This is a genomic window from Bacillus sp. 491mf (assembly GCF_900112415.1).
Lineage (GTDB): Bacteria > Bacillota > Bacilli > Bacillales > Bacillaceae_G > Bacillus_A.
This window is the reverse complement of sequence record NZ_FOLV01000011.1, coordinates 123,847-142,272: the sequence shown is the minus strand read 5'-3', so window position 1 is coordinate 142,272 and position 18,426 is coordinate 123,847. Positions and strand designations below refer to the sequence as shown.

Below are 18,426 nucleotides of genomic sequence, written 5' to 3'. Positions count from 1 at the left end.
TAAGAATACATACGATGTCCTTTTTTAATCCAAATCTGAAGAGTTTTATAATGTATTTGATTTTCCGTTGTCATTTTTTCACCTCCTTGTTAAGGGTATTATACCAAAACAAGAACGTACGTTTCTATTTATTTACTTGAAAATAAAATATTTTTTCGATTCACCTCACCACCTTCACATATGTTTAGAGGTAGGAGTCCTCTCGAAAGATATGATAGATTCTTCACCACAGAAAATTTAATTCAACATCGTCCTTGCATGTTAGTATCCTAATTCCATTAAATGACCCAATTCAAAAAGATACGTCTTTTTATATGCACGCCTCGATTTTGATTAAAGATTAATTTCAGTAGCTTTCAAAAATATTTAATATAAAAATCGTGTCTCAACTTTCCACTCAGCTGAGCATATATTCTCGTGATTTCACTCTTCTCATGACCAAGTAAGCTTTGTATCACTTCAAATGGCGCACTGTTGTTAATCATATGTGTAGCATAGCTGTGACGTAATTGATACTGTTTCCAGGCCTCAGATCATAACATTATTCTTCACGCTCCCATTCTATAAATCAATTAATCTAGATTCCATTATATTCAAGGAGAGTCTCTTTTATACGCTAGTTATTCAACAATCGTAGAAAACAAAAAATTACTTAACCATGAGAACACTTGAAATACAAGAAAAAGACGCTTTCTCTATAAAGTGAAACTTCCATCAGTGGAGAGTTTTTTCATCTCCCACTGATGGTTAGTTGAACCAATCGGGCTTTTACGGGCAGTTATCCCCCACCTATCTTCCTCGCTTCTCTTTGAATCTTGAGGTGGGGGTCTTACTGCCCGTTAATGCGGGATAAAAGAATAGCGCCCGTTTGTTGAATAAAGAATCTAATCGTACAGTGGATATCTGTATATTTTTTACTCCGATTATTAAAAAAAAGTGATAATGTAAGCTGTTATTACAACATATTGCCACTTTCAACTTAGTTGTTATTAGAATGTTGTTCTACAAAATCAAGGATTTTAGCATTAACTTCGTTAGAGAACTCACCATTGATTGCGTGAGATGCATTTTTCCAGTTAACGATATCGATATCTTTAACATATTTTTTCCCAGTTTCAACTGCTTTTGCTGAATCGTGCATTGTACTTTTTTCAGCCATTAATGCAAGAACTGGAACATTGATATTCTTTAAATCCTCTTTAGTAAATAGATCAGGCGCTGGGGTTTTAAGTTTATAATTACGCATACCCGACTCAATTAATTTAGCAATAGGCTCATCGTCATTTGCTTTTGCTCCTCCAGAAACATAGCTTAACATCTTTTCTCTTATAAACTTAGGTACAACAGGTACAGAAGCTGGAATAGATGCAAGAATCATCTTTATGGGCATTTGTGCAAATACAAAGACTGGGTCCAATAAACTAGCCGAAGCAATATGCTCTGGATTATACCTGGCCAAATTCATTGTTGTCCAACCACCAACTGAGACACCCACGATATGCACTTTTTCTAAACCTAATCCTTCAATCGCTTCATTTAACCATTCTGCTTGCTGCTTTTGGTTTTCAATCACCTTCATTTGCACACTCATACCAGGTTCACCAAGTAAATCCATCGTGTAAACTGGTCTTTCCCCCCTTAGTCCTTCTAAATTCGGTCCCCACATTGGAGTAGATGCACCACGGCCAGGGAGTAAGAGTATTGTGGGTCTTTATGTTTGTTTTCCTCTTTAGTAAAGTAATAAGCACGAACTGTGCCATATTTCGTTTTTATATCTTTCGTTTCGTTAGGCTTTGGAAGAAGTGCCATTGATTCATCGTAAGCAATTTGAAAGTCTTCCTTCCCTTCTTTAGATGTAAAGTGACCAATCTTGTTATCATCTCTCTTCATTTTAACTCCTCCTCTTTTGACAAAAATATTGATGAGCTCTATCAATTAGTTTTAATAATCACCTAAAAGTACAAATTTTTAAAAACATTCAAATAAGTTATACCCTTTATATTCTTATTCAATATTAGAGCCTTTTTATTCTTTATATCCTTTAAGTGAATTACATAATAGGCACGTACTGGTTGGGCTATATATTTGTACCTTATTCAACAACGTATTTAACAACGATGACTTTTTCTGGAACAAATTACAATTTAAAGATTATTCATATAAATTCTTTCCTTATTCAAGAATATGGCCCGATTGCTGAATAAGGAAAAATCCTGCACATCAACATAGGATTTTGATCAAACTTTTTTACATATTATCAATCTTTGTTTTAAAACCACACTGAGCATAATAAAAAGCATGACAATTATATATCATGCTTTTTTTACTTTTATGTATTATTTTCTCTTAACTTCACAATAAGTTTATAGTTATAAATTCTACAATCTTCATTTAATTACACAACGAATGTATTCCTCAATGTACCACTTTGTTTTAAAATGTATAACTTTGCTTTGAATTGTACTACTTTCTTTTGAATTCACACCTTTATTACACAAGAATCAAACCATTCGGACGAAAACGACTCATCATAATTTCATCAACAAATTTACCGTTCGCCTTCAAACTTCCCTTCTTTATACCTTCTTCTCGAAATCCAAATTTTTCGTATAATATTTTCGCACCAGGATTTGTTTCAAGAACACCGAGTTCTACCCTTTCAAGCATGAGCCAATTGTCTGTAAGATCAAGAATTTTTGTGAGTAATACTTTCCCAATTCCTTTTTTATGATATGCACTATCTACACCAATGAATAGATCTCCGGAATGTGATCTTCGGCCTTGCCCTTGCGTTAAACCTACAAATCCAACAACATTCCCATCAAGCTCTGCGACAAATTCAAATTGATTGGGTCCTAAATTGCGAATCCTATTTTCCATAGCATCTACCCGCATACTCGGCAGAAAAACCATATATGGCAAAACAGCACCTTGTATACAAATTCGATGAATTGCACTAGCGTCTTGTATTTGAACGGGACGAATAGTTACTTCCATGACAACATCTCCTTCAATAAAAAATAAAAGTATGTTGGAATATTCTACAAAACGTCCAAAGATTCCTATTTAGTCCTAACGCATTCTTTTTATTTCTTATCAAATTCGACAGATTTTTTCTTTTGAGATGAAGGAACATTATTCATACTGTCGAATATCCAAACGGTTTAAATTGTTTATTAAAACTCAAAAAATCTTGAGAAAAAAACTATTTGAATTTTCAGTATTTTAATATTGAAAACTTAATGTTACTATAAATCTACTCTTTTAAAAATTTTTGTTAGGGGGAAAAGAATGATGAAAAAAAAGAATCTAGCGTTTGTGTTCGCATTGGGAATGGCAGTGACAACACTTGGGGGGACAAGCTCCGCCTTTGCAGATTCAAAAAACGTCCTTTCCACAAAGAAATACAATGAGACTATTCAGTCTCCAGAGTTTGTATCAGGAAACCTAACAAGCGAATCAGGAAAGAAAGCAGAATCTGTTGTATTTGATTATTTAAACGCTGCAAAAAATGATTATAAACTAAGCGAAAAAAATGCAGAAGAATCTTTTAAAGTACAAAAGGTTGTAAAAGATCCTATCGGAGACGCAACAGTTGTCCGCCTACAACAAATGTACGAAGGTGTGCCAGTATGGGGATCTACTCAAGTTGCTCATGTCGGGAAAGATGGTGTATTAAAGGTTGTATCTGGAACAGTTGCAGCTGATTTAGATAAGAAAGCGAAATTAAAAAATAAAAATAAAATTGACGGAAAAGAAGCAATTGCAGCTGCACAAAAAGATTTAGGACTAAATCCAAAATATGAAGTAGAGCCATCGGCGGACTTATTTGTATATCAAAATGGTGCAGACACAACGTACGCATATGTTGTAAAGTTGAACTTTTTAGATCCAGAGCCAGGAAACTATTATTATTTCATTGAAGCTGATAACGGTAAAATACTGAATAAATACAATACAATTCATAATGCTAATACTGAAAATAATGCGCAGGCGAAACCGGTAACTGGAACAAATAAAGTTGGGACAGGTAAAGGGATATTAGGCGATACAAAATCTATTAATACAACATTATCTAAATCTAGTTATTATTTACAAGATAATACACGCGGTGCAACCATTTACACATATGATGCAAAAAATCGTACGACCCTTCCTGGAACTTTATGGACAGATGCGGATAATATCTTTAATGCTACTCGTGATGGAGCAGCAGTGGATGCACATTACTATGCAGGTGCGACATATGATTACTATAAGAAAACATTTAACCGCAATTCTTATAACGATGCTGGTGCGCCGTTAAAATCCACTGTTCATTATGGGAAAAATTACAACAATGCCTTCTGGAATGGATCACAAATGGTATATGGTGATGGTGATGGATATACATTCATTCCATTTTCTGGAGGGATTGATGTTATCGGACATGAGTTAACGCATGCCGTTACAGAATATAGTTCAAATCTTATTTATCAAAATGAGTCTGGTGCATTAAACGAAGCATTTTCAGATATCTTTGGAACATTAATAGAATACTATGATAACCGTAACCCAGATTGGGAAGTTGGAGAAGATATTTATACACCTGGTACAGCTGGAGATGCACTTCGTTCGATGAGTGATCCAACAAAATATGGTGATCCAGATCATTATTCTAAACGTTATACAGGAACGAGCGACAACGGCGGCGTTCATACAAATAGCGGTATTATCAATAAAGCTGCGTACTTATTGGCAAATGGCGGTACACATTACGGCGTAACCGTAAATGGTATTGGTAAAGATAAAGTAGGCGCAATTTACTATCGTGCTAATTCAGTATACTTAACTGAATCTACAACTTTTAGTCAAGCGCGCGCTGCCTTAGTACAAGCAGCAGCCGATTTATACGGCGCAAATTCAGCTGAAGTAACAGCGGTAAAACAGTCATATGATGCAGTTGGTGTGAAATAGGCTCCTCTCCCCTTTATATAGCGAAAGAGGCTGATCCAAAAGTTTCACTTTTGGATCAGCCTCTTTCATCTCTAGGTACAAATTTAATGATACCAGGATTCTCACTTAATCGAAAATCCACAAGATAAACCTCTTTGCTTGTGTCAGTAATTTAATTTATTCTAATAAAATACAGTTTACTACTCCTTAATATAAAAATACTTTGTTTTTACAAATAATACTCAAACATTTTTGCAACCTTTTCTTTCATTTTTTCTTTTATAGATAATTTATTGACGTCAGAGGATGTTACTCGCTTTGAATTTTGTAAGTCTGTATTAATGACTGGCTTTATTTTCGAAATATAGACAGGGTCATGGATATAACAGTTCATTTCTTCATTTAAATGAAACGAGCGCGAATCAAAATTCACGGTTCCAACCATCAATACTTTTTCATCAATCAAAAATACTTTACCGTGTAACACTCCCTTTTTATAACCATATACTTCTATTCCCTGTTTTAATGCTTTTCGGATATATGGATACGCTGCTTCTTTAACTAACAGTGCATCCGAATGAGGTGAGAACAAAATTTTGACACGGACTCCCCTCTTTCTTGCATCTACTAATGCGTTCCAAATCGTTCTGTCATTTGGTATAAAATAAGGTGTTAATATAATGATGGACTCTTTTGCTTGTTGAAACAGCATTGCATAATCTTGCCCAAGTTTTTCTCCGCTATAATATGCAGTAAATCGATGCGAGGTTGCTCCCTTTTCCTTTATCGCACTATGTATCGGAATCGGTTTCTCTGAGTTTTTCTTCCAATCTAACACAAATTGGTGTTCTAGATCTTGGACTCCTTCTCCTCGTATTTGAAGGTGATAATCTCTCCAGTAGCCAAGTTTTTCTTTTTCTCCTAAATACTTCTTGCCAATGTTAAATCCGCCAATGTACCCAATCTTTCCATCAATAACTGAAATACGACGATGATTCCGATGATCCAAAGAAGCAGAAAGATAAGGGAAAGCAGGCTTATTGTAATACGTAAAATGTACTCCTTTTTTAACTAATAATTCTCTTTCCTTTTTCTTTAGTAAAATTCCACCTAGCCTGTCCACTGCATAGTATACTTCTACACCTTCCTGACTTTTTTGCCTCAATAACTCTAGAAACTGATGACTTACTTTATCATCAGCAATAGAAAAAAAGTTAATATGCACGTAATGTTTTGCTTTCTTTATATCTGAGAATAATTGATTGTTTAACTGTTTCCCGTCTGTATACATAGTAATATCACTTTGACGAATAGGGTATTGGCTAGGCTGCCGGCCAAATCTCCCAATTTTTTCAGCTGCTGTTCTGTCAATTTCATCCCAAACAAACAAAACAAAACATACGCCGATAAATACAAAGAGGAGTACCCGGAAAGTTTTCCCTATCTTTTTCAACATATTTAATCTCCTTTATATATTATCGTGTTCTTTCTGTTAGTTTTTGTTATCGGGACAAAACTATTCCATATCCATCCATGAAGCTAATCTTTACCATAGAATACATAAATAAATTACGTTCTTACATGGTAGATTTTTCTTATGAATATTCTATTCACGTTAGGTTAACATAACACCACTTAACGGTATTCCATGTAGCTATTAGCTAAAAAAATCCTCCTTCGAATAATTAAATGTAAAATTTCTCATTCACATAACCCTAAAATTGGAAATCGTACTATGATAACAAAATAGACATTCTATATTTTGAAGTACATTTACAAGGAGGAAATACTACATGACAGTAAGCACTAAACTTAAACAAACTATCGCTGGATTAAAGAGTGCTCAAGCATGCCTAGAAGGATTTGTTCTTGATACTGATAACCAGCAAGCAAAACAATTATATAAAGGTGCAGCACAACAAACTCAAGAAATTATTGAATCTTTAAATCCTCGTCTTAAGCAAATTGAACAAGAAGAGCCTCAGTACAAGTAATAACATAATACCTTTCACATAGAATATCGTCCACATAGAAGAGTGCTCAGCTTAGATAACGATTATCAAAATGATGATTACAATTAAAGGGTCTCACCACATCACTATCAAGATAAGAAAAGCAAGTATCCCAAAACAAAAAAACGTACATTTTCATCTGGAGATGTACATTTTTTCGTTTTGGGTGCGTTATAAAATTCTTAAGTTGATTTTGGAGTTATTTTTGTTTACTTCACTTTTTTTCCCCTTCTGTGATTCGGATAAAGCTTTTAAGGCTTCATCAAGCTTCCGTCTGGCATGCGCCCAACATCCCACAAGGGTGACATCCAGTACTTGATGATAACCACTATATCCATCTACCTGTAAATACCCTTGAAAACCAGTTAAAAAATGTTTCGGATGTTCCCCTGCTCTTGTAGGTTGATAGTCATAGAGAACGATAGGGATATCTCCTGTACGGTATAACCACAGTTTGCTGTGATAAGAAGATCCCCATTCGTTCAAAATGCTTTTCCTGACGATAAAGAGGCAATCCTTCTACATATTTTTGTGTCATAATATATGCCATAATCGACGGAGAAGCGATACTTTTAGGAAAGATAGGAGCTGGCATATTGGCTGTTACAATCGGCGTGGATATCTCATTCACACTTACGACAAGCGTATACATAAATGCTAATTTTCACTATGTATTCTACTCTGTTATCAATAATAAAACCTTTTCTTGATTTTATCGGATACCTTCAAATGCATAAAAAGCCTGTATGTTATCCTTATCACAATTCATTTTTAACATCTCAAATAAAGACGGCATCAATTCCTTTACGGTTTCACCATTTGCCCATCTAACTTCAACAATATCATGATCTGGATCATTAATGTTTATTTCACCATCAATAATCTTTGCATAAAAAGTAATGATTAAAGCATGATGGCCTCTCTCTTCAAAGAGCATTTCCCTAACAGAATGTAATCTATCCACAGCAATATTATATCCTGTTTCCTCTTTTACTTCGCGAATTACTGCCTGTTCTAAAGTCTCTTCTCCTTCAACCGCTCCGCCTGGAAGACCCCAATAAAAAGAATCCCCCTTTATGTTTTTAACGATTAATATATTTTCATTATTATCATAAATGAAAGCTGAAACTACATTCACTCTTTTCAAAAACAACCCCTCCTCTGAATTTTATTTCATAATAACAACTAAATCGATTATACTAGAAGCAAAATTAAGAATAAATAAATTATTTATTCAGAGGAGGCTCAAATGATAGTTAGACAAGTTATTTCAAGTGATATACCTAAATTAGCAAACTTAATGAAGTAACTCGGTTATCTAACTTCTATCGAACAAATGCAAGTTAGATTGAACAGTATTCAAGCTATTCCTAGTCTCTATACTCCTAGTTATACCAAAAAGATTATCGGAATGATTGGATTTCATACTGATTTTCTTTATACACAAAACGAAATTTATGCTGCTGGAATTGCCTTTATAGTTGACGCCAACTATCGCAATAAAGGAATGGGAAGGCTTTTGCTAACTGATTATCGGGTATATATCACAACGGTGTAGGAGTATTAATTTGTTCATCAAAATTTAATTCTAAAAGTTGTCCAGCGTGAACTAAACCGGATCCAAAACCGTACATAAGAACTCGATCTCCATTTTTGACTTTTCCCTCACGGATTCCAAGATCAAGAGCTAAAGGAATTGTTGCAGCAGAGGTATTTCCAAAGTTAACTAAGCTATAAAGGGTTTTTTCCAATGGATATTCTAATTTTTCGCAAATCGGTTCTATTATCCGTAAGTTAGCACTATGAGGTATAAACCAATCAACCTGATCTAAACTCGTTTGCGTTTTTTCTAAAATTTGTATTATACTATCTGGAACATTCCTTACAACCCATCGAAAAACTTCTCTACCATTTTGTACAAGATATTGAGTATCGATTAATTCAATTCCATTGACCTTTTTTGATAGTCCAGGACGATATACATGTTGTGCTCCTCTCCCATCACTTCCTAGGTGGAATCCAATAAAGCTTTTTGATTGTTCATCCCTTTCAACTAATACCGCGCCAGCACCATCACCAAATAAAACACATGTACTTCTATCTGTATAATCCGTAATTTTTGAGATTGTGTCTGCTCCAATAACTAGCACCTTTTTGTGGAGCCCAGAAGAAATTAAACTGTTTGCTGTATGCAATGCATAAACAAACCCTGCACACGCTGCACTTAAATCTATGGCACCAGTTTGGGATATATTTAATTGGTCCTGTATTATACTGGAGACAGATGGGAACGGAAAATCTGGTGTGCTAGTAGCCACAATAATCATATCTACATCTTCGACTTTTTTATTATATCTGTACATTAAATCTTTTACGGCAGATACACATAAATCACTAGTAAATTCATCAGGACGAGTTATTCTGCGTTCATGAATTCCTGTTCTTTGAATAATCCACTCATTATTTGTTTCAACCATTTGCTCAAGTTCAAAATTTGTTAATTTCTTTTCAGGTACATAGGTACCAATAGCTGTAATTCTTGCTTTTGACCTCATTTGTTTGTCCTCCTTTACTATTTTCACACTTGATATTATAATCTAATATTAGTACCACATACCAATTTATGTCAATCATTTAAAATGAAAATAATGGTTATTAAATAATTAATTGTGAAAGTATAAGGGAGAGGGATTCATGTTCAATACTCAACAAATTAAAGAAATTATTCCACATCGTTACCCTTTTTCTATTAAACAAAAAATCACCTCTTAAGATAGTAATATCTCACGAGGTGATTTTTATCAAACTTTTTTATAAACCTACATTACAACTTAGCAGAATTCTTGGTTATTACCATCATTACTAATGTATAAAAGTTAAAGATTCTTTCATCCACACTATTCTTCCGGCGTGATCCAAACAATTTGCTGCATCCGAATAAAGAACGGTGTATCTTCCTCTTCAATTACAATATGGTCTGGTTTAACAGCCCTTAACATCCCCTGCAAGCTGCCACGCATTGTGTCGACAACAACATTTTTCCCAACAATCATTTGTAACGTTTGCACAACATATGGATCAACACTAGAAACCATTTCTCCGCTCAACTTATAGCCATTTCGAAAATCTCCGTACACATCTTCGTTTGAATAATCCATTATGATCCCCCTCTTTCTACAATTCGTTTGTATTGTATGAAAGGAATTAGCTAGATGTGCCTATCTAAAAAAGAAACGAGATGCCATCATTTTCAGCATCTCGTTATGTTTCATAAGCTAGAAGGTTTGTCTCTTCTAGTTTATAATTTCCATTTATACGTCCAAAATTGCTCAATTTGCAACCGTTTTGTCGTCGCTGGGTCCTGCTTTTTCAGATTTGCTTCCATTTCTTCTAACATCGCTTCTGTTTGCGAACGATGCGCACGAAGCGCCGCGAATTTTTGCGGTAATACATCGCTTATATCGTTGACTACATCTGGCTTTCCTAATACTTCCTCACGATTTTTCGTGATAGCCACCGCATGAATAACTGGACGCTCTTCTTTTTGCATACGTTCTACTGCGCGAACAGCTGCGCGTCCAAATGCATTGTGATCGGGATGTACACCGTGCTCAGGATAAAATGTGATAATTAAAGACGGATTTACATCACGAATTACTTCTTCAATTTTATCTGCTACATAATCAACGTCTTCAAATTCCAACGTTTTATCATGAAAGCCAAGTAAACGTAAATCTTCAATTCCTATTGCTTCGCATGCTTCTTCTAATTCACGCTTACGAATGCACGGAATCGTTTCGCGATTGGCAAATACATTTTTCCCCATGTTCCGTCCCATTTGACCAAGTGTTCCACAAGCATACGTAACAGGGACTCCATTATTTCGATATTGACGAATTGTTCCTCCCGCCGCAAATGATTCATCATCTGGATGCGGAAATACTACAAGTACGTGTCTTTCCATAATCTCCACTCCTTATGCAAATGGCGTTAAACTTAATTGCAGTGCAACTGCAAGACGCCCTTTTTCATCATGGCCTGCTAATAAAAGACGATTTTTCTCATCTTTTTCCCAATGTGTCACACCTTCTGCATACACCCAGCCATGCTCCATTTTTAAACCTATACGATATGGATTCGTTCCTGTAATTTTACCGCGTTCAAAACGAATCACTGCATTACGGATGAACGCCCCAACTGTCATCGTTTTTTCATTTACATGCGAAGCATATGCACCATTTGTCGTTTCTAAATGAAGGTATACCTCTTGATTTAGAAAACGTTCAATTTCACTTTGTACGACAGAAGTATCTGTAATTATTTCCATCGAATTTCACCTCTTTTAACCAGTTTACGAAAAAATAATATGAATTGCTATCTCTTATAATAGTGGACAATGTTTACTTTGCATAATTTTTTGCTTTTTTATTTTATTTTTAATACAGTATGTGAAATTATCCACCTTTTTTTTATGTGTTTAGCATTTTCATTTCTTTCTGTATGCGAATTTGCTACAATAAAATTTATGCAGAGGGATACATTTCGACATTTTTATACACAACTATGTATAGGATACTTAAAAAGAAGGTGAACACATTGGATCATTCAGCACATGAATTAGCAAACTGGCAATACTATTTTGCCATTGCTGTATTTTTAATTACATACGGTTTTATTATCTCTGAAAAAATCAATCGTGCTGTCATTGCTTTACTTGGCGCTGCCATTATGGTAATTATGGGAATTGTAGACTTACATACTGCCTTTACTACACATATTCAATGGGAAACGATCACACTGTTAATTGGAATGATGATTCTCGTACATATTACAAGTCAATCTGGTGTTTTTGAATATGTAGCAATTAAAGCTGCTAAAGCTGCGGGCGGAAAGCCAATTCGAATTTTACTACTTCTATCCCTCTTAACCGCAGTTGGGTCTGCATTTTTAGACAATGTAACGACGGTTTTATTAGTTGTGCCTGTTACATTATCAATTACACGTATGTTAAAGGTACCTCCTGTTCCGTTTTTAATTTCAGAAATAATATTTTCTAATCTCGGTGGAACAGCAACGCTTATTGGGGATCCTCCAAACATTATGATTGGATCTGCAAATAAGCATCTTGATTTTAATGCATTTTTACTGAATTTAGCACCGATTGTTGCTATTATTTCTGCCGTTACGTTACTTATTTTATATTTCATGTATCGTAACAAATTAAAAACAACAGACGAACAAATTCAGAAACTGATGTCTTTAAACGAAACTGAATATATTCGCGATCGCACTTTACTCGTTAAGTCTTTATCCATTTTAGGACTCACAATACTTGGATTTATTTTCCATTCTATTATTCATGTTGATGCTGCCGTTATCGCTCTACTTGGCGCTGTCCTTTTAATGCTAATCGGTGTAAAAGAGCACGAAATAGAAAATGTATTTGCGCATATTGAATGGGTAACGATTTTCTTCTTTGCAGGTTTATTCGTTCTTGTCGGTGCACTTGTTGATATCGGGCTTATTTCCTCACTTGCCAAAAAAGTATTGGACGTAACAAATGGAGATATCGGCTACGCATCTATCTTAATTTTATGGGTATCCGGCGGCGCTTCTGCCACAATTGATAACATTCCATTTGTCGCAACAATGATTCCGCTTATTCAAAACTTAGCAAGCGGGCTTGGACTCGGGGCAGATTCTCCGCAAGTCGAAGTATTATGGTGGGCGTTATCACTTGGAGCTTGCTTAGGAGGAAACGGTACGCTAATTGGTGCTTCTGCCAACGTCGTTGTAGCAGGAATTGCCAAACGTGAAGGATGCGGTTTCTCTTACATGGATTTCTTAAAAATTGGGTTACCACTAACAATTGTTGCACTACTTTTATCACATGCATATATTTATTTACGTTATTTAATGTAAAAAGGTTTGCGGCATAAGCTGCAAACCTTTCTTTTTCACCAAAAGATACCGATAATTGCAAGAGCACCTAAAATTAAGCCTCCAACTTCTCCAACCATTTTTGGTGTCCATTCGATTCCTTTTTTCATTTGCACAACTGGCCTTTCATGCCGCAGTTGCTGCACCTCTGCTTGGAGTTGATGAATAGAACCATGCAACTCTTTCACAAGCTCCTTTAGTTCTACAATTTCTTCTTCAGCTGACTTCCTTTTTTCTAAATTCATTTTCAAGACTCCTTTTAAATTAATAGATTAAATAATGTCGGATTGTGATTGATTTCCATATAATGTATTCCCTTTTCTTCCATCCTTCTAATAAGAGGCTCATAATCTTCTTTCTGCTGTAACTCAATTCCAACTAGTGCCGGACCATTATCTTTATTATTCTTCTTCGTATATTCAAAACGAGTAATATCATCATGTGGTCCGAGTACGTTATCTAGAAACTCACGTAACGCCCGGGGCCGCTGCGGGAAATTAATAATAAAATAATGCTTTAATCCCTCATAAATTAAAGATCTTTCCTTTGTTTCTTGCATCCGATCAATATCATTATTGCCGCCACTTACGATACAAACAACTGTCTTTCCGCGAATTTCATCTCTGTATAAATCAAGCGCCGCAATTGGCAATGCACCAGATGGTTCTGCTACAATCGCATTTTTATTATAAAGTTCAAGTAATGTTGTACATACTTTCCCTTCCGGTACAGCAACAATATCATCCAATATGCGTTTACAAATTTCATATGTAAGATGACCAACTTGTTTAACCGCTGTTCCGTCCACAAATGAATCAATGTGTGGAAGCGTAACAACCTCTCCTTGTGCAAATGCCTCTGTCATCGAAGCCGCTCCTTCTGGTTCCACTCCAACAATTTTCGTTAAAGGACTAATCCCTTTTATGTATGTTCCAACTCCCGCTGCTAAGCCTCCTCCGCCAATTCCCATAAACATATAATCAATCGTACAATCCGTATCATGTAAAATTTCTACACCAATCGTTCCTTGTCCTGCAATAACCCTTGGATCATCAAACGGATGAATAAATGTTAATCCAAACTCTTCACAATATTTGACAGCTTGCCTATATGAGCTGTCAAATGTATCTCCTTGCAATATTACTTCTACGTAATCTCCACCGAAAAAGCGTACTTGTGATACCTTTTGACTTGGTGTTGTATTTGGCATAAAAATCTTTGCTGGAATTTGTAATTTATGACATGTATAAGCTACGCCTTGTGCATGATTACCAGCGCTAGCGCAGACAATCCCTTTTTTTAAATCTTCTATCGGTAAACTACTAATACAGTTATAGGCACCTCGTATTTTAAAAGAACGAACAACCTGTAAGTCCTCTCGTTTTAAATAGACGTTACATTGATATTTCTCAGATAAAATGGGATCACGTTCTAAAGACGTATTTCGAATCACATCTTTTAGCGTATTATAAGCTACGAGAATATCTTCAATTTTGATCATTTCTTTCACATTTTTCATATCTTTGACCGCCTCACTGTATAATTTAAAAAAGTTTTGCTTTACATTATACAGAATAATCTAAATTTTTAAAACGTTGTTCAAATAAAAATAAATCAACATACTCACTATGTTGATTCATCCTCACATGATGGCGTTTCCACTTTTATTATATTACTCTTTGAAATGTAAAAAATTATTTCCCTTATCTATTTAGTCCAGCTTAAGTAAAGTCTTAATCCGACAGTACCTATTCTACCCATTGGCGTCTTTCGTCATTTCCGGGCAGTTGCCCCCACCTATCTTCTTCGTTTCTCTCTCAATCCTAAGGTAGGGGTCTTACTGCCCACGAATAGCTGGGTAAGGGTGGACCTACACCTTGTTACCTTTCTTTGTTTTAAAACTGTGCGCGTGGCAGGAAAAAACTCTGACCGCTCCTATCCATAGCCAGTCCCTCCCAGGCCATTAAAAAAATGCTATTCTGTCGTTTTTTTCATAGAGTGACTGAGTAGTTACTAAGTTTTTTAATTTTTTGTTCGTTTCGTTAAAATGATAAAGCTAAGCATCGCACCAATATGACAACAAACAATTGTTACTCCCATTGGTACAGCTGTCTGCTCTCCTTGAATGCCAACTAAAGGTGCTACTACAGCGCCAGAGATAAAAGGTAACAGTCCTAATAGAGCTGCAGCGCTTCCCGCCGCTTTTTGCTGATTTTGCATCGCTAACGTAAATCCAGTTGTCCCAACAATCCCTACGCTAGAAACAATCATAAAGAAGCAGATTAATACTCCTATTAAAGAAGGGACCAGCAAAATAACCAGAAGTAGCATTGTACCCCCGAATAAAGCCAAAAGAAGTCCTGTTACTAATAAGGTACGTTCTTTCATTTTTCCTGCTAAACGCCCTGTGACTTGCGATGCCATGATTATCCCAAAACCGTTAATTGCAAAAAATAAACTATATAATTGCGGCGAAGCACCAAAAATATTTTGAATGACAAACGGTGAACCTGAAATATAAGCAAACATCGCTGCTGTAATAAATCCTTGCGAAAGTGCATAGCCCATAAATATACGATCTTGTAGTAAGCGTTTATAATGTGATAAACTCTCTCCCCATCCACCTGCGGTTCTTTTTTCTTCATGCAACGTTTCTGGCAATATAAAAATAACACTTAACAACATAAGCCCACTTACTATACTTAATACAATGAATACCCAGTGCCAAGAAGCAAAGCTTAAAATTTGTCCCCCAATAATAGGTGCGAAGATTGGAGCAGCTCCGTTCACTAACATTAAAGCAGCAAAGAATTTCGTAAGCTCTGAACCCGTGTATAAATCTCTCACAATCGCACGTGAAAGTACAATCCCCGCTGAACCAGCTGCCCCTTGAATAAAGCGTAATACAATAAGTATCCAGACAGACGGTGTTAGTGCACAAAAGAATGAAGTAACTGCATAAATAACAAGACCAATTATAAGCGGTTTTTTCCTTCCTTGACGATCACTCCAAGCGCCGACCCACAATTGTCCTAACGCAATCCCTAACAAACATGCAGTTAAACTTAACTGTGTAAGTGCACTTGTCGCATGCAAATCGTCTGTTAAAGCCGGAAAAGCAGGAAGGTACATATCAATAGAAAGCGGTCCAATCGCAGATAAACTTCCGAGAATAATTGCTAAAATGATTCGTTTATCTTTTGCGACTTGTATTTTCATTTGTAATTCTGTTTGCAATTATATAACCCCTTTTTCTCCCTTATTAGCGTGCAGAATGAAGCGAACTCCCTTTTCTAGAAGCTTCGTTTTATACTTCAAATTACATATATCCCTTTCACCTGCATCACTTGACAAGAATTTAGAATAAAGTGAAACTTTAATCAGTAGGGGTTTTCTTCATCCCCCACTGATTATCAGCCCTCACCAATCGGGCTTTTACGGGCAGTTTATCTCCCACCTAACTTCTTAAGAAAAGCGGAAGCGGCTCGTTCAGAATCGTAGGACGTTGGAGCCCCCGACAAAGAGGCGCTTTTGGCCTCGTCCGAGGGGGCGAAACGACCGGAGATTCTAGCCGCTAGAGCTGGACTATGCTTTCGCCGAATTTTGAGGTGGGAGTATTACTGCCCACGAATAGCGGGATAAAAACAAGATGTAATCATTCTAGTTACAATAATATTTATTGTCAATAAAATTACCCGATATTTTTCCAATCCAAACATATATAAGAGGATATCAACAAATGTCAATATCCTCTTACCTTCTATATTTCTAAATCTATTCCCTTTAAATTCACTATTTTACAACGATTTATTTTCTAATTTGTACTGATCCCCCGTGCTGTCCAAATACGATCAATTTCTGCACCGTGCTGTCCTCCATAAAGAAGGGCATCTGCTTGCTTAATCGCTCTAGCTCCGTCACGGAATGTAGCGTTAGGAGTAAGCGACCAATGCGATTGTAAAATAATTTTTGTCGCAATATCTCGGCCAAAAGTTTGCGCCATGTCGTACTCACCTTGCGACCAAATTTCACCATCGTCATGAACTTCATTTACTATATCTTTTGGGTACACTTTATTATTATCTAATCTACGAAGACAAGTTGGATTCGTACTGGAATAAGAAGTCGAATCCCATTCTCCAATACATGCTTTTCCATAACCTGTATCTGATACAGCATCTTCATAAGTAGCTCCTAAGAAATCTCCAAACCCTTCTCCCATAGCTCCGCCTTCTTGTGAGTTCCCAAATCCAGAAACTTGATTATCTTGAATAGAATGACCATATTCATGAGCGATCACCCCTGCATCTTCCGCATCATCAACTCCGCCGGAACCAAATGTCAGCGCCTTAGTTGAAGGAGAATAAAAAGAATTATCAGCTGTAGATGTATTTACATTCGCTTTAATAGAGCGATTATTAATATTTTTGAAGCCGAGCTGTTGTATATATCGTTGCAAAGTATCAATGTGATAATACACCATAACATCTTCAAACCTATCATTTGAACGTGTGTAATTATATTGAAAAGAGGCAGAATACGTTTTTACTTTCGACGCAATCGTCACATAATCACCAGCCAAATACCCTGACCCATTGAGACCTTTTAAAGTGACCGTTTTCAATTGGTTATTCAATGCAGTAGAATCTGCGTCATTTTTGTCAACCAATCCAGCCAAGCTTCCACTCGTTACTACAGGATTTGGCAGGAACACTTTCCCTTGCCCTTCTACTTTTCGGTTTAAGTCTTTTTTCTTAAGCAATTTCCCGTTTTCCGCATCAATAAATGTTTCCCAAGCACCAAACGGCTTTTGAGAATGAATAACAACTCGATACACAGGAGTTGCCACACCTTCTTCGATTATATATCCAAACTCACGCGTAGTCGGAGCCCATAAAGTCTTATCATCAGCTTCAAGATTTTGGATAGACTTATCTTCCGCTTCCTTTTCACTTAGCTTTTGCTTCATTTCCTTGACGCTCTGCACGGGAAGGTAATCTGATACTGCTAGTACACCTTGCCCTCCTTTATTGAGCGTTACGGTTAATTGCCTGGAGAATACAGGAAATCCATTCACTGTTTGTTGAAACCTAACATAAGATGCCACCTCTGTATCTGTCGTAGAAATATATTGTAAATCTGATATATCCGATTTCAAAGAGTACTGCGCCGCATTCGCTTTTAAATATTCGGTTGCCTTGTCTTGTAGTGAAACATTTTGGACCATTCTTTGTGTCTCTTCTACTGCTGAAACAGTATGCATCATACCAAAAATTAATGGAATTACGGTAGCAACTGTGACAACTTTTTTCAACAAAACTATCACTCTCCTATTTTAGAATTATTTCGAATGTACAAGTAATTCTAGAGGAGGGAATATTTTACCTTTCTATTTTATATAAACCTAACAAAGGAAAGATTTTCTCAATAATTTCTTAGAAAAAGAGAATATTTTTAAATTTATTATTCACATAACTATACACTTTCGCTTCAAAAAAGGATAATATCATTTAAAATTCACACTATATAACAGTTGAAT

15 protein-coding genes and 3 pseudogenes are annotated in these 18,426 nt (G+C 35.9%); 4 read left to right on the top strand and 14 right to left on the bottom strand.

Annotated elements, in window-relative coordinates; all coding sequences use genetic code 11:
- Nucleotides 1-356 precede the first annotated feature (356 nt).
- The 3 genes and pseudogenes from BM211_RS13140 to BM211_RS13125 form a co-directional block, all read right to left on the bottom strand.
- Nucleotides 357-515, bottom strand: a pseudogene (locus BM211_RS13140) (tyrosine-type recombinase/integrase); the annotation flags it as partial.
- A 464-nt stretch (nt 516-979) separates the two neighbouring features.
- Nucleotides 980-1,890: pseudogene (locus BM211_RS13130) on the bottom strand (alpha/beta fold hydrolase).
- Nucleotides 1,891-2,490: 600 nt separating this feature from the next.
- A complete protein-coding gene (locus tag BM211_RS13125) occupies nt 2,491-2,997 on the bottom strand; it encodes a GNAT family N-acetyltransferase (protein ID WP_090997861.1) in 507 nt (168 codons plus the stop codon).
- A 297-nt stretch (nt 2,998-3,294) separates the two neighbouring features.
- On the opposite strand from BM211_RS13125, the gene BM211_RS13120 reads away from it, so the two are divergent.
- Entirely contained in the window at nt 3,295-4,956 is a 1,662-nt protein-coding gene (locus BM211_RS13120) for a M4 family metallopeptidase (RefSeq protein ID WP_090997876.1), read from the top strand.
- Nucleotides 4,957-5,164: 208 nt separating this feature from the next.
- On the opposite strand, the gene BM211_RS13115 is transcribed toward BM211_RS13120, so the two are convergent.
- Nucleotides 5,165-6,391, bottom strand: coding sequence for a phospholipase D-like domain-containing protein (locus BM211_RS13115; protein WP_035430770.1), 1,227 nt, complete (start codon nt 6,389-6,391; stop codon nt 5,165-5,167).
- 337 nt (nt 6,392-6,728) lie between these two features.
- Here BM211_RS13115 and BM211_RS13110 point away from each other — a divergent pair, with 337 nt between their 5' ends.
- Nucleotides 6,729-6,929: a DUF1657 domain-containing protein gene (locus BM211_RS13110; protein ID WP_035430772.1), complete on the top strand. Its 201-nt coding sequence runs from the start codon at nt 6,729-6,731 to the stop codon at nt 6,927-6,929.
- Nucleotides 6,930-7,172: 243 nt separating this feature from the next.
- On the opposite strand, the pseudogene BM211_RS13105 reads toward BM211_RS13110, so the two are convergent.
- Together BM211_RS13105 and BM211_RS13100 are read right to left on the bottom strand one after the other, a co-directional pair.
- Nucleotides 7,173-7,618: pseudogene (locus BM211_RS13105) on the bottom strand (transposase); the annotation flags it as partial.
- 41 nt (nt 7,619-7,659) lie between these two features.
- Complete coding sequence (locus BM211_RS13100) at nt 7,660-8,085, bottom strand: NUDIX hydrolase (protein ID WP_331280386.1); 426 nt, start codon at nt 8,083-8,085, stop codon at nt 7,660-7,662.
- A gap of 210 nt (nt 8,086-8,295) precedes the next feature.
- Between BM211_RS13100 and BM211_RS13095 the strand changes: the two genes are divergently transcribed.
- Complete coding sequence (locus tag BM211_RS13095) at nt 8,296-8,505, top strand: GNAT family N-acetyltransferase (protein WP_177206934.1); 210 nt, start codon at nt 8,296-8,298, stop codon at nt 8,503-8,505.
- Here BM211_RS13095 and BM211_RS13090 read toward each other — a convergent pair.
- The 4 genes from BM211_RS13090 to BM211_RS13075 all read right to left on the bottom strand — a co-directional run bounded on the left by BM211_RS13090 (nt 8,492) and on the right by BM211_RS13075 (nt 11,274).
- Nucleotides 8,492-9,502, bottom strand: coding sequence for a ketoacyl-ACP synthase III (locus tag BM211_RS13090; RefSeq protein WP_035430776.1), 1,011 nt, complete (start codon nt 9,500-9,502; stop codon nt 8,492-8,494). The genes BM211_RS13095 and BM211_RS13090 overlap by 14 nt on opposite strands.
- Before the next feature lie 342 nt (nt 9,503-9,844).
- On the bottom strand, nt 9,845-10,105 hold the full coding sequence (locus BM211_RS13085) for a YuzF family protein (RefSeq protein WP_051957226.1): 261 nt from the start codon (nt 10,103-10,105) through the stop codon (nt 9,845-9,847).
- 140 nt (nt 10,106-10,245) lie between these two features.
- Nucleotides 10,246-10,911 (bottom strand): bacillithiol biosynthesis deacetylase BshB2, encoded by a 666-nt coding sequence (gene bshB2 / locus BM211_RS13080; protein ID WP_035430778.1) that lies wholly within the window; start codon nt 10,909-10,911, stop codon nt 10,246-10,248.
- A gap of 12 nt (nt 10,912-10,923) precedes the next feature.
- Complete coding sequence (locus tag BM211_RS13075) at nt 10,924-11,274, bottom strand: YojF family protein (protein WP_035430780.1); 351 nt, start codon at nt 11,272-11,274, stop codon at nt 10,924-10,926.
- 269 nt (nt 11,275-11,543) lie between these two features.
- Between BM211_RS13075 and BM211_RS13070 the strand changes: the two genes are divergently transcribed.
- Nucleotides 11,544-12,869 carry an ArsB/NhaD family transporter gene (locus tag BM211_RS13070; protein WP_035430782.1) on the top strand — a complete coding sequence of 442 codons (1,326 nt, stop codon included), beginning with the start codon at nt 11,544-11,546 and terminating at the stop codon, nt 12,867-12,869.
- Nucleotides 12,870-12,904: 35 nt separating this feature from the next.
- Here BM211_RS13070 and BM211_RS13065 read toward each other — a convergent pair whose 3' ends face one another.
- The 4 genes from BM211_RS13065 to BM211_RS13050 all read right to left on the bottom strand — a co-directional run bounded on the left by BM211_RS13065 (nt 12,905) and on the right by BM211_RS13050 (nt 18,153).
- Nucleotides 12,905-13,132: a hypothetical protein gene (locus BM211_RS13065; protein WP_035430783.1), complete on the bottom strand. Its 228-nt coding sequence runs from the start codon at nt 13,130-13,132 to the stop codon at nt 12,905-12,907.
- 14 nt (nt 13,133-13,146) lie between these two features.
- A complete protein-coding gene (gene ilvA / locus BM211_RS13060) occupies nt 13,147-14,406 on the bottom strand; it encodes a threonine ammonia-lyase IlvA (RefSeq protein WP_035430784.1) in 1,260 nt (419 codons plus the stop codon).
- A 503-nt stretch (nt 14,407-14,909) separates the two neighbouring features.
- The gene (locus BM211_RS13055) at nt 14,910-16,106 is read right to left on the bottom strand and encodes a multidrug effflux MFS transporter (RefSeq protein ID WP_051957236.1); all 1,197 of its coding nucleotides are present in this window, start codon (nt 16,104-16,106) and stop codon (nt 14,910-14,912) included.
- Between the two features lie 595 nt (nt 16,107-16,701).
- Nucleotides 16,702-18,153, bottom strand: coding sequence for a M36 family metallopeptidase (locus BM211_RS13050; protein ID WP_090997874.1), 1,452 nt, complete (start codon nt 18,151-18,153; stop codon nt 16,702-16,704).
- Nucleotides 18,154-18,426 lie beyond the last annotated feature (273 nt).